General features: G+C 73.4%; 11 protein-coding genes. 3 read left to right on the forward strand and 8 right to left on the reverse strand.

The window, feature by feature from the left end:
* Window positions 1-151 precede the first annotated feature (151 nt).
* Window positions 152-358 (reverse strand): hypothetical protein, encoded by a 207-nt coding sequence (locus ACWEK3_RS28345; RefSeq protein ID WP_141355358.1) that lies wholly within the window; start codon window positions 356-358, stop codon window positions 152-154.
* A 200-nt stretch (window positions 359-558) separates the two neighbouring features.
* Here ACWEK3_RS28345 and ACWEK3_RS28350 point away from each other — a divergent pair, with 200 nt between their 5' ends.
* On the forward strand, window positions 559-2,403 hold the full coding sequence (locus tag ACWEK3_RS28350; protein WP_450538649.1) for a glycoside hydrolase family 15 protein: 1,845 nt from the start codon (window positions 559-561) through the stop codon (window positions 2,401-2,403).
* 32 nt (window positions 2,404-2,435) lie between these two features.
* Here the strand turns inward: ACWEK3_RS28350 and ACWEK3_RS28355 are convergent, their stop codons facing one another.
* The 4 genes from ACWEK3_RS28355 to ACWEK3_RS28370 form a co-directional block, all read right to left on the reverse strand.
* Window positions 2,436-3,200 carry a chitosanase gene (locus ACWEK3_RS28355; protein WP_453250911.1) on the reverse strand — a complete coding sequence of 255 codons (765 nt, stop codon included), beginning with the start codon at window positions 3,198-3,200 and terminating at the stop codon, window positions 2,436-2,438.
* A gap of 117 nt (window positions 3,201-3,317) precedes the next feature.
* Entirely contained in the window at window positions 3,318-6,077 is a 2,760-nt protein-coding gene (locus tag ACWEK3_RS28360; protein WP_453250908.1) for a SpoIIE family protein phosphatase, read from the reverse strand.
* Window positions 6,078-6,283: 206 nt separating this feature from the next.
* The gene (locus ACWEK3_RS28365; RefSeq protein WP_450538668.1) at window positions 6,284-6,976 is read right to left on the reverse strand and encodes a GAF and ANTAR domain-containing protein; all 693 of its coding nucleotides are present in this window, start codon (window positions 6,974-6,976) and stop codon (window positions 6,284-6,286) included.
* Between the two features lie 255 nt (window positions 6,977-7,231).
* Window positions 7,232-7,696 (reverse strand): hypothetical protein, encoded by a 465-nt coding sequence (locus ACWEK3_RS28370; protein ID WP_450547789.1) that lies wholly within the window; start codon window positions 7,694-7,696, stop codon window positions 7,232-7,234.
* A 249-nt stretch (window positions 7,697-7,945) separates the two neighbouring features.
* Here ACWEK3_RS28370 and ACWEK3_RS28375 point away from each other — a divergent pair, with 249 nt between their 5' ends.
* The gene (locus tag ACWEK3_RS28375; protein ID WP_453250909.1) at window positions 7,946-8,407 is read left to right on the forward strand and encodes an SRPBCC family protein; all 462 of its coding nucleotides are present in this window, start codon (window positions 7,946-7,948) and stop codon (window positions 8,405-8,407) included.
* A gap of 2 nt (window positions 8,408-8,409) precedes the next feature.
* Here the strand turns inward: ACWEK3_RS28375 and ACWEK3_RS28380 are convergent, their stop codons facing one another.
* From ACWEK3_RS28380 to ACWEK3_RS28390, 3 genes are all read right to left on the reverse strand, one after another.
* Window positions 8,410-9,231, reverse strand: a complete 822-nt coding sequence (locus tag ACWEK3_RS28380; RefSeq protein WP_453250912.1) for a fructosamine kinase family protein — start codon at window positions 9,229-9,231, stop codon at window positions 8,410-8,412.
* A 113-nt stretch (window positions 9,232-9,344) separates the two neighbouring features.
* Window positions 9,345-9,809 (reverse strand): low molecular weight protein-tyrosine-phosphatase, encoded by a 465-nt coding sequence (locus ACWEK3_RS28385; protein ID WP_450546851.1) that lies wholly within the window; start codon window positions 9,807-9,809, stop codon window positions 9,345-9,347.
* Window positions 9,810-9,901: 92 nt separating this feature from the next.
* A complete protein-coding gene (locus tag ACWEK3_RS28390; RefSeq protein ID WP_450546850.1) occupies window positions 9,902-10,528 on the reverse strand; it encodes a lipoprotein in 627 nt (208 codons plus the stop codon).
* Window positions 10,529-11,055: 527 nt separating this feature from the next.
* Here ACWEK3_RS28390 and ACWEK3_RS28395 point away from each other — a divergent pair.
* Window positions 11,056-11,586 (forward strand): hypothetical protein, encoded by a 531-nt coding sequence (locus ACWEK3_RS28395; RefSeq protein WP_450546853.1) that lies wholly within the window; start codon window positions 11,056-11,058, stop codon window positions 11,584-11,586.
* Window positions 11,587-11,764 lie beyond the last annotated feature (178 nt).

The following is an 11,764-nucleotide window of genomic DNA, read 5'->3' on the forward strand; positions in this document are numbered from 1 at the left end:
GTCTCGCAGAGCGACGCCCGCAAGCGAAAGGGACGAACGAAAGGGACCGGAACGACAGGGCTCCGATCCCTCGCACACGGCCCGGAAGACCTACGGCCTCTCGTGTGGATCAGGCCGGGCTCGCGGGCCGGCCTGATCCACACGAAAGCCCCTAAGGCAGCAGCTTGTCCAGGGCGGCCGGGCCCTCCGTCTCGATCTTGCGCTTGGCCCACTCCAGGTTGCGCGGGGTGATGTCGCGGCCCGCGGCCAGCACCACGTCCTCGGGCGAGACGTCGGTGCCGGTACGGGCGTGGAGCACGTCGTCCGGGGTGCAGCGCTCCCCGGGCTCGCGGGATGCATCGGGTTGTGACGTCGACATGTGTCCTCCTCGGGTCCGGCTGGGTCCCCGCCCGGGTCCGGACTGCGGCCCTCGTGCTGCGGGAGCGGGACCTCCTCCCACGATTGCCCGTCGGACGGCGCCCTGCATCCGGAAGACCGCTCCTAAGCTGGAGGAATCGCGGGAGCCGCGAGTACCGCTCCGTGCGAGGGGGAATGCGAGGGGGACAGGAGGAAGCCGCGATGGCCGACACCCGAAGCCGAGGGCCCGAGACGGGCCCACCCCGCTACGTTCCGATCGCCGACCACGGCCTGATCGGCGACCTGCGCAGTGTCGCCCTCGTCGGCACCGACGGCACGATCGACTGGTACTGCTGCCCCGCCTTCGACGCCCCGAGCGTCTTCGCCGCGATCCTGGACGCCGAGCGCGGCGGCAGCTTCGAGCTCGCCGCGGCCGAGGCGGTGCGCACCAAGCAGTTCTACTTCCCCGACACCAATGTGCTGATCACCCGGTTCTTCACCGAGGACGGCGTCGGTGAGGTGCAGGACTTCATGCCGGTGTCCGGAGACCGGCAGGGATCCGCCGAGACCGAACGGCACCGGCTCATCCGGCGCGTGCTCTGCGTACGCGGCACCCTGCCGTTCCGGGCCCGGGTGGCTCCCCGCTTCAACTACGGCGCCGACCCGCACACGGTCCGCTTGGAGGGCTGCACGGCCCTGTTCGAGTCGGCGACCTTGTCCCTCGCCCTGACGTCCACCGTGCCCCTGGAGAGCGACGGCACGGACCTGCGCGCGGACTTCAAGCTCGCCGAGGGCGAGTCGGCCGTCTTCGCGCTGGACCAGGTCGGCGGCGAGGTGGCCCCACGGCGGTGCGCCCACGCCGAGGCCGAGGAGCAGTTCTGCGCCACGGTCGCCTACTGGCGCCGCTGGCTCGCGCAGTCCCGCTACCGCGGCCGCTGGCGCGAGATGGTCCACCGCTCCGCCCTCACCCTCAAACTGCTCACCTACGCCCCGACCGGCGCCATCGTCGCCGCACCCACCACGAGCCTGCCCGAGCGGGTCGGCGGTGAGCGCAACTGGGACTACCGCTACGTCTGGGTGCGCGACGCCGCGTTCGCCGTCTACGCGCTGCTGCGGCTCGGCTTCGCCGGCGAGGCCGAGGCGTTCATGCGCTTCCTGACCCGGCACATCAGCCCCGGCGACGGCAAGGCCACCGGCCCGCTGCAGATCATGTACGGCATCGACGGCCGCAGTGAACTGCCCGAACGCGAACTCGGCCACCTGGAGGGGCACCGGGGCTCCGCGCCCGTGCGGGTCGGCAACGCCGCCGCCGACCAGCTCCAGCTCGACATCTACGGCGCCCTGATCGACTCGATCTACCTCTTCGACAAGTGGGCCCAGCCCATCTCCAGCGCCCAGTGGGACGACGTGTCCGCGCTGGTGGAATGGGTGTGCGAGAACTGGGACCAGCCCGACGAGGGGGTGTGGGAGACCCGGGGCGGCAGGAAGAACTTCCTGTACTCGCGCCTGATGTGCTGGGTGGCCGTCGAACGCGCCATGCGGCTGGCCAACCGCCGCGGCCTGCCCGCCGACCTGCCCCACTGGCGGCAGAGCCGGGACGCCATCTACCGCCGCATCATGGACCGCGGCTGGTCCGCCGAGCGGCAGGCCTTCGTCCAGCACGAGGACGGCGACGTACTGGACGCGGCCATGCTGATGATGCCGCTGGCGAAGTTCATCGCGCCGACCGACCCCAAGTGGCTGTCCACCCTCGACGCGCTGACCGGCGACCTGGTCTCCGACTCGCTCGTCTACCGGTACGACCCACAGGCCAGCCCCGACGGGCTGCGCGGCGACGAGGGCACGTTCTCCATCTGCTCGTTCTGGTACGTCGAGGCCCTCACCCGGGCCGGCCGCCTCGACGAGGCCCGACTCGCCTTCGAGAAGATGCTCACCTACGCCAACCACCTCGGCCTGTACGCCGAGGAGATCGGCCCCACCGGCGAGCAGCAGGGCAACTTCCCCCAGGCCTTCACGCACCTGTCCCTGATCAGCGCGGCCTACAACCTCGACCGCGCCCTGGGCTGACGCCGAGCGCGGGGCCCCGGTCCGCCGCGGCGTCAGCCGAGGTGGTAGCCGTCCCCGTACACCTTCCAGTCCAGCGGCGGTTCCAGATCGAGGTTGCCCTGGCGCAGGAAGACCCGCTGCCCGGTGTCGACCCTGCTGGTCTCGCGATGGGCCGGCTCCTGCCGCATGGCCCACAGGCGTGCGTCGAGGAACGCGTTCAGATACGTCACCTCGTCGCCGCCCCGGGCCGGGGGGAGGGCCGTGCGCAAGGCCCGCTCGCGGATGCCGCGGAAACCGGTCAGGCCACCGCCGCCGTGCATCACGGTCGCGTCGTAGTAGGCGAACTGGCCGAGGGCGCGCAGCCCGTCCGCCTTGCCCTGGGCGACGGCCGGGTCGAAGTAGACGCGGTCGCGCTCGTCGTTCTGGGCCCGCTGGAACGCGGTGTCCCGCGCCGCCCTGCGCCAGTCCTCGGGGAAGCCGGGGTCCAGTCCCCGGTGCGAGTCGGTGCCATCGACCTGGCGCAGCGCCGGGAGGTACCCGGCCAGTACGTTGTGCGGCCTGCGGTCGGTGTAGTGCCGCACCAGGCCGAGCATGTCGCCGGTGCCGGAGCAGAAGCCGACGATGCCGGCCGTGTAGCCCCGTCCGTCGCCCAGGTCCTCGATGTACGCGTACTGGGCCTTCCAGTCGAGCGTGGAGTTCTCCGCACTCGACACCAGCTTCATGGCGACCTCCTTCTTCGCCGGGGCGTCCAGGCCCGGGGCCGCGGCGACGCCCCGGGCGCCGAGCAGGGGGAGGGCGACGAGCGAACCGCCGACCAGGGCGAGGACGCTGCGGCGGGCCGCGCCCTGCGGCGCGGTCCTGCCGGCCGGTGCGGTCGTGCCGGGGGTGTCGTGCGCCAAAAGGGCTCCAAGAGACTCGATGGTGGGAGAAGCGTCTCAGGGCAGTGGCTGCTCGGCCCAGATTGCCTTGCCGGTGGGCGTGTAGCGGGTGCCCCACCGCTCGGATAGCTGCGCGACGAGGAACAGTCCGCGGCCTCCCTCGTCCGTGCTCGCCGCATAGCGCAGGTGCGGGGAGGTGTTGCTGCTGTCGAAGACCTCGCATATCAGGGCGCGGTCACGCAGCACCCGGACCCGGATGGGCTCGGCGCCGTACCGGATCGCGTTGGTGACCAGCTCGCTCAGGATCAGCTCGGTGGTGAACGTCAGCTCGTCCAGTCCCCACTCGGCCAGCCGCCGGATCACCGCCGCGCGCACGCCCCCGACGGCCGCCGCCTCCCCGGGCACGTCCCACTCGGCGACCTGCCCGGGCCCCAGGGCGCGAGTGCGGGCCACGAGCAGCGCGATGTCGTCCACCGGCCGGAACGGCCGCCGGACGTCCAGGACGGCCCGGCACGTGTCCTCCGGCGACTCGCCGGCGGAGGCGAGAGCGGTGCGCAGCTCCTCGAGGCCCGTGTCGATGTCCCTCTCCCGGTCCATCACGAGCCCGTCCGTGTACAGGACCAGCCGGCTGCCCTCCGCCAGCTCCAGCTCCGCCGTCTCGAACGGCAGCCCGCCCAGCCCGAGCGGGGGACCGGCGGGCACGTCGGGGAACGTCACGTCCCCGTCGGGCCCGATCACGGCGGGCGGCGGATGCCCCGCGCGGGCGACCGCGCACCGGCGCGAGACCGGGTCGTAGATCGCGTACAGGCAGGTCGCGCCGGTGACGGGCGCGCCGGCACCGTCGGCCGTCTCGTCCTGGTCGATACGGCCGACCAGCTCGTCCAGCAGCCCGAGCAGTTCCTCGGGCGGCAGGTCCAGGGCGGAGAAGTTGCTGACCGCGGTCCGCAGCCGCCCCATCGTGGCCGCGGCGTGCAGCCCGTGGCCGACCACGTCCCCGACGACGAGCGCGACCCGCGCCCCGGACAGCGGCAGCACGTCGAACCAGTCCCCGCCCACGCCCGCCTGCGCGGGCAGATAGCGGTAGGCGACGTCCAGCGCGTTCTGCTCGGGCAGGCTGCGCGGCAGCAGGCTGCGCTGAAGGGTGACCGCCAGCCCGTGCTCGCGGGTGTAGCGGCGGGCGTTGTCGATGGAGACGGCGGCCCGGGCGACCAGCTCCTCGGCGAGGGCCAGCTCCTCGGAGTCGAAGGGCTCGTCCTTCTCCGACCGCCAGAAGCTGACCAGGCCCAGCACCAGATTGCCCGCCCGCACGGGCACGGTGATCAGGGAGTGGATGCCGAACGCCAGCACCCGCTCGGTGCGCTCGGCGTCCTGGGCCTGCCAGCCCGGGGCCGCCTCCAGCCGGGGCTCGAGGACCGGCCGGCGGGCCTTGAGACCGAGCGCCTGCGGGGTGGAGGGGACGAAGCGGATCTCCTGCCCCAGCGGATAGAGCGGTGTGTTCTCGCGGATCCCGGCGCAGGCCGTACGGCGCAGCGCGGCCCCCGGATCCGGGTCCTCGCCGTCCAGCACGGCGTCGTACAGGTCCACGGTGGCGTAGTCCGCGAACCGGGGAACGGCGACCCGGACGAGTTCCTCGGCGGTCCGGGTCACGTCCAGGGTCGTGCCGACGCCCACCCCGGCGTCGTAGAGCAGGCTGAGGCGTTCCCGCGCCTGCTCCGCCCGGCCGGACAGGGCGCGCAGCTCCGTGGAGTCGCGCAGCGTGGCCACGGTGCCCGACGGGCCGCCCGCCATGTCCGTGGGCCGCTGGTTGACCGCCAGCAGCCGGTCGCCGACCAGGTGCACCTCGTCGGTGGCGATCCGGCCGGAGGCCAGCAGGTCGGCGGTCTCGGGGGCGAGTCCGAGGTCGAGCACATGCCGGCCCTCGGCGTCCTCGGGCAGGCCGAGCAGGCGGTGCGCCTCGTCGTTGGCCAGCAGCAGCCTCCCGTCGTCGCCGACGATGGTCACGCCCTCCCGGACGGAGTGCAGCACCGCGTCGTGGTGCTCGTACATCCGGGTCATCTCCCGGGGGCCGAGCCCGTGGGTCTGGCGCAGCAGCCGGCGGGTGACCAGCGCGGTCCCCGCCGTGGCCAGGGCCAGGGCCACGGCCGCGGCGCCCAGGACGACCGGCAGCTGCCGGTCCACGAGGCCGCCGGCGTTCCTGGTGGTGATGCCGGCCGACACCAGGCCCACCACCTTGCCGTCCGGCGCCTGGACCGGCACCACGGCCTGCACCAGTGGCCCGAGCGTCCCGTCGACCTGCTCGACGACCGTGCCGCCGGCCAGCGCGGGCTGGAGGGCGCCGACGAACTTCTTGCCGATGCGGTCCGGCTCGGGGTGGGTGTAGCGGATCCCCTTGGTGTTCATCACGACGAGGAAGTCGACGTGCGCCTCCTTGCGGGCCGCCTCGGCCCGCGGTTGCAGCACCGCCGTCGGGTCCGGGGCGGCGAGCGCCTCCCGGACGCCCGGGGCGTTGGCGAACGTCTCGGCGACGGCGAGCGAGCGGTTGCGGGCCTCCTGGCCGCTGTCGTGCCGCACCTGAAGCACCAGCGCCACCACGGCCGCCGCGACCAGCAGCACCACGATGGCGACCTGGAGCAGGAACACCTGTCCGGCGACGCTGCGCCCGCCGAGCGACCGCAGCCCGGACGGTCTGCTCCGGCCCGATCGGCCATGCCCGGCCAGCTCGTGCGCCCGCCGGGCCGGGCCGGACGCGAGCTGGAGACGCCGTCCGCTGAGACGGCGGGCCGACCGGGGGCCGGTACGACCCGGGAGTCGGACCATGAGCCATGTCTACACTGCCGCGCCGCGTGAGGCGAGAGGCAGTCACCCCCTCGGTCACGAGGGCGGGCGGAGGGCGCCCGCGCGGGCGGCGCCACCCGAACGGGCGGTCCTGGCCCCCCGAATATGACCGCGACACCGTCCACCGGCCGCTCAGCACCCACCAGCCGGGGGACGGCGCAGGGGAGTCCCGGCCCGCTCGGCCCGTGTCAGCTCTGCTTGGAGGCGTCGGTACGGATGGTCTGCGCGACGTCGCGGATCTTGACGTTGTGGTGCTGGGAGATGCGGCGCAGGACGGCGAAGGCGTCCTCCTCGCTCATGCCGTGGCGCTCCCGCAGGATGCCCATGGCCTCACCGATGGCGTGCCGGGTCTCCAGCGCGTGTTCGAGCTGGTCGACGGTTCTGGCACCCGCCACGGCGACGGCGGCGTGCGAGGCGAACAGCCAGCCGGCGGTCTCGCTGTCCTTGGTGAAGGAGCCGGGACGGCTGGAGTAGAGGTTGAGCGCGCCGAAGTCCTGGTCGTGGGTGTACAGCAGGAAACCCATCATGCTGCCGATGCCCAGGTCGCGGGCGGCCGGCGCGTACCGCGGCCACGCCGGCTGCGGCTGCGTGAGGTCGGCGATGCGGAAGAGGCGGTCCCCGTCGACGCGGCGGGCCGCGTCGAAGCAGGGGCCCTCGCCGACCTCGCCCTGCAACCGGTCGGACTCCCGGACCATGTCCCCGCAGGCGGCCAGCGTCACGGCGCGCCCCTTGCGCAGGGCCAGGATCCCGGAGGCCTCGCACCCGTCGATCAGCTCGACGGCCGCCCGGACGATCTCGTCGAGCGTCTCCTGCGCGGAGTCCTGGGCCAGCAGGCGCCGGGCCAGCTGGGCCATCTGCTCGGCGAACTCGCGCCAGTCCATCCGCACCCGCCCTTCTCCCCGCCATGCGCACCGGTGCGCACATGGCATCGCCCGTAACCGGCCGGCAATCGCAGCGTACCCCGCGGTCACGTGTGTATCCGGGCCGCACCGATCATGGTCCCGGCACGTCACGGTCCCGCGCACTCCCGCGCCTCGGCCGCGCGTGCCGATGCCCCCGGCCGCAGGGGCCGGGGGCATCGGCACGCAGGGTGGCGGGGGACCGAAACGGTCGCCGGCCGTCCGGTGCGCGCGAGGTCAGGCGCCCCAGGTGCCCTGGTTGACGGCGCAGTTCCAGCCGGAGCCGTGCAGGGTGAACTTCACCTTGTAGCTCCTGGTGTTCAGCAGGTGCGTCCGGACCTTGAAGCCGAGGCTTGCCTTCCCCTTGAAGGTCGTGGTGCGGACCGACACGGTCTGCGAGGTCCTGTGGCTGATCTTGCCGCCCTTCGGCGTCGCCGTGCCGAAGCGGATGTTCTTGACGTTGGTGACCGTGAACGTGACGTTCTTGAACTGCTTCGTGGTCTTGCTCTTGATGCCGAAGTACAGGCCGCCGTTCGTCACCCACCCGTTGTGGTCCACGTAGAAACGGGACGGGTAGACGATGTTGATCGGGCAGCCGGAGCTCTGCGGTGCGGCGGTCGCCGCGGAAGCGGCCGCGGCGAAGCCCAGCTGAGCGGCGGTGACGACACCGGCCGCGGCCAGCGCCGCGACGGTCGTGCGCATGCGGTTCACTGAGGTGACACCTTCCCCCTACGGCCCTCACGGACCGGACCGACATGGCGTGCGGCGTCCCCGTGGGACGCTACGCGCCACTGTGACGCCGTATTTCTTAGCACGCGGTGAATGTGCGGGAGCAACACCTGGGACTCCAGGGCCACTTGGTGACAGAACCGGGACAATCGTGAGGCACCGTCCGTCCGGTGTCGTACGGTTCGGTCCCGGCTCCGGGCACCGCGTGTGTACGTTGCTGCCATGTATGCCACACGGGTTTCACGGCGGGTGCAGGCGTCTCCCGCCGCCGTCTACCGGGCCCTCACCGACCCGGACGCGGTCGCGGGATGGCGCGTCCCCGACGGCATGACCGCCCATGTCCACACGTTCGACGCCCGTGAGGGCGGCACGTTCCGGGTGTCCCTCTCGTACGACGAGCCGGGCGCCCGGGGCAAGTCGGGTGCCCGCACGGACACCTACCGGGGGCACTTCGCCCGGCTCGTACCCGATCGGCTGGTGGTCGAGGTGCTCGCGTTCGAGACCGACGAGGACGCCCTGCACGGCACGATGACGATGACCACGTCACTGGCCGAGGTGGACGGCGGGACGGAGGTCGTGATCGTGCACGAGGGCATCCCCGACGAGGTGCCGCGCGCGGACAACGAGTTGGGGACGCGCATGGCCCTGGACAACCTCGCCCGGCTGGTGGAGGGCGACGGGTAGGGTCACCGGCCGGCGCCGCGGGCCGCCGCGACCGCCTGTTCGGCGTAGCCGCGTCCGAAGAGCACCGTGTGCACCAGCAGCGGGAAGAGCTGGTGCAGCCCGACGCGGCCGGCCCAGCCGTCGGCGAGCGGTGCGACCTCCTGGTATCCGTCCAGTACGCGGTCCAGGTGCGGGCAGCCGAACAGATGCAGCATCGCCAGGTCGGTCTCCCGGTGCCCGCCGTGCGCGGCCGGGTCGATCAGCCAGACCTCGCCGTCCGCGCCCCACAGCACGTTGCCGTTCCACAGGTCGCCGTGGAGTCGCGCGGGCGGTTCGGCGGGGCCGGCCAGTTCGGGCAGCCGTTCCAGTACGCGTTCGAACACGGCCGCCTCTGCGGGGCGCAGGGTGCCGTCGTCGACCGCGCGGCGCAGATAGGGGAGCACCCGGTACTCGGCGTACCAGCCAGGCCAGTCGCTGCCGGGAACGTTGCGCATCGGCGCGAGTCCGATGTACGCCTCCCGCGGCCCGCCGGGCGGAGCGGCACCGAACGCGGGCGCCCCGGCGGCGTGCAGGGCGGCGAGGTCACGGCCGAACCGCGCCGCCGCCCCTGGACTCGGCCGGCCGGGTGGAACCCGGTCGGTGACCAGCCAGCGCCGGTCGTGGCCGTGCACGGCGGGGACCCGCACCGCGCCCGCCTCGGCGAGCCAGCGCAGCCCCGCGGCCTCGGCACGCACCGCCTGCGGATCCTCACCGCCCTTGACCACGACCACCGCGCCGTCGTCGAGGGTCACCTCGGTGGGGCTCGCCGCCGACGGGCTGCGGCCGGCCGCCGCACGCCCGGTCAGCCGGGCGGCCGCGGCAGCGGGATCCTCGCCGGAGCCGGAGCCGGAGCCGGAGCCGGAGCCGGAGCCGGAGCCGGAGCCGGAGCCGGAGCCGGAGCCGGAGGGCGGTCGCCCGGTCACGTGGGCAGGCGCTCGCGCACCCAGCCGAGCAGGCCCGGGGTCGCGGCCTCGATCATGGCCAGCACCTCCTCGAACCCCTCCGCGCCGCCGTAGTACGGGTCGGGCACGTCCAGGTCCCCGGTCGCGTCCGGGTCGAAGGAGCGCAGCAGCCGCACCCGGGACGGATCGTCGACGAGCCGGCGCAGCGCCTTCTCGTGACCGCGGTCCATGGCCAGGAGCAGGTCGGCGTCCAGGTGCTCGGCGCCGACCTGGGCGGCGACGTGCCGGACCGGGTAGCCGTGCCGGACCAGCACCTCACCGGCCCGCTCGTCGATGGCCTCCCCGGCGTGCCACGGGCCGATGCCGGCGCTGCTGACCCGAACCGCGTCCGTGAGCCCCGCCCGGCGCAACCGCTCGGCGAACACCAGCGCCGCGGACGGCGACCGGCAGATGTTCCCGCTGCAGACGAAACAGATGTGCACGGCCCCCAGAGTACGGGCCCCTCCCAAAGCCGCCGACCGGACGCCGTACTCCGGAGACCGGCCGGCCGGGCCCGTCGCTCCGCGGGGGAGGCTCAGGCGCCGCGCAGAGTGCGCCTGGCGAGCTCGTAGGCGGAGAGCATCTGTTCGTGTTCCTCGGTGTCCATGCCGCCGAGGTGCAGGACCACGGGGCCCTGGGCCGTGCCGACGGCCAGGGCGCGTTCCTTCTTCGACTCGTCCAGGAGCTCGCTCGTACGCAGGTACTCGACTTCGACGCCTTCGAGTCCGCCCGTCGTGAACGAGCGGTACGTCTCCCCGCTCACGCCCTCCTCTGCGGCGACGAAGGCCCGCAGCGCAGTGTTCGCGTCCCCCGCGCCCGGGGAGCCGGTGAACACGCGGAGGAAGCCGATGTTCCCCGCGGGCTTGGCGTCGACCTCGCACACGGCGGTCACCGGGCCCTGGCGCAGCAGCGCGTCCGCGACCTCCTTGCCGGTGGGGGAGTCGCCGGCCGCCGCCGGATCCACCGCCTCGGCCTCCCAGCCCTCGGCGACGTCGAAGGTGACGGGAAGCTCGCACACCGAGCCCCGGGCGCCGATCGTGCCCCCGCTGCGGACGGCCGCGTCCGTCGCGCCCGTCGCGTTCGTCGCCCGCACGGTGGACGCACCCTCCCGCGGCGCCCCCGAACACGCCGTCAGCGCCCCGGCCAGCAGCAGTACCACCACTGTGGCCGAACCCCGCCAAGCCGTCCCCGCCCGAACCCGCACCGCTCTCTCCCCTTTTTGCCGGTGCGTCACTGTAATCGGGGCGGCCCAGGCCCGTTGCGGCTCGGAGGCCCTGACGGTGCCCATGGCGCGGGCGGTACGCGCTCGGCGGCGACCCACGGCGGGCGACCACCAGTACCCCGACAGCACGCGGCCGCGGCCCGCAGCGGAACGGCCGACGAGCGGAGGAACGGCCCGACGCCCACGGTGCCCGAGGGCAAGGCCGTCCGCCATGCTGGAGGAGATCATCTCCCTTCTGGGCGCCCACCGCGTCTGGGAACGCTTCTCCGCCGGGGCCTGACCGGCACCGGTACGTACGGGCAACGGCCTCCGGGCCGCCTCCGGTCGGGCACCGCCGCTCACGGCCGCAGGGGAATGTGGCGGAAGCCACGCCCCGGAGGCGGCCTGGGTCATACTGCTCGGCCCGGGGCGCGGGCTACCGTTTCACGCAGTCCTTTTTGTCCGTGAACGGCTCGAACGGCCTGGCAGTGCACGAAGATCTCTCCCCGCTCATCGCGGCGACCACCCACTGGCTCACAAGCGCGTACCCGGCGTCCGGCGGCGCGCTGGCCTGCGCCCTGTGCGAGGTGCAGGCGCGCCAGGCGGTGACGGTCGCGGCGCGGCTGCGCTACCCGACGCCGATGGACGCCGCGCTGGTGATGATGGCCGGCCCCGGAGGCTCGGCCCGTCTGGACTGGATCGCCGGCGCGGACGGCGTCGACACCGACGACCCGGACGCGTACGCCTGGCGCACCTGGGTGGACGAGGTCGTGCTGAGTTGGGCCGCCTGCCTGCTCATCGACCCCGAACTGGCCGGGCGCGCGGTGGACGCGCTCACCGAGGCGACCGAACCGGCCTCCACGCCCCCGGAGTTCCGCCGCCTGGTCGCCCCCGACGACGGCGACCGGCGGGCAGCGGCTCTGCTCCGTCACCCCGACCTCCTCGCCCCGGTCTCCACCCTCCACCACCCCCAACTCCTCGCCCGCCTCGAGGAACAGGGCGAAGCCTTCGCTGCCTGACCTGACACGGCCCCGGCACCGACCCGCGGGATCCGACCCTTGGCAAGGCAGGGCATCCCTGGCACTGACCTGCCCCGCGCCAACTAGACGAGTCATTCCGAATGCTGACGGTGCGTTTGGGAACGCGGACAGGGCGTCCAAGATCGATCTGTGACGAATGACCTGGACGCCCTGCTCA

This window comes from Streptomyces sp. NPDC004721 (genome assembly GCF_053601495.1).

Bases quoted from the DNA above. Each gene is read 5' to 3' on its own strand.
- ACWEK3_RS28345 (WP_141355358.1), bottom strand. From the start codon at position 358: ATGTCGACGTCACAACCCGATGCATCCCGCGAGCCCGGGGAGCGCTGC.
- ACWEK3_RS28350 (WP_450538649.1), top strand. From the start codon at position 559: ATGGCCGACACCCGAAGCCGAGGGCCCGAGACGGGCCCACCCCGCTAC.
- ACWEK3_RS28360 (WP_453250908.1), bottom strand. From the start codon at position 6,077: ATGGTCCGACTCCCGGGTCGTACCGGCCCCCGGTCGGCCCGCCGTCTC.
- ACWEK3_RS28365 (WP_450538668.1), bottom strand. From the start codon at position 6,976: ATGGACTGGCGCGAGTTCGCCGAGCAGATGGCCCAGCTGGCCCGGCGC.
- ACWEK3_RS28370 (WP_450547789.1), bottom strand. From the start codon at position 7,696: ATGCGCACGACCGTCGCGGCGCTGGCCGCGGCCGGTGTCGTCACCGCC.
- ACWEK3_RS28375 (WP_453250909.1), top strand. From the start codon at position 7,946: ATGTATGCCACACGGGTTTCACGGCGGGTGCAGGCGTCTCCCGCCGCC.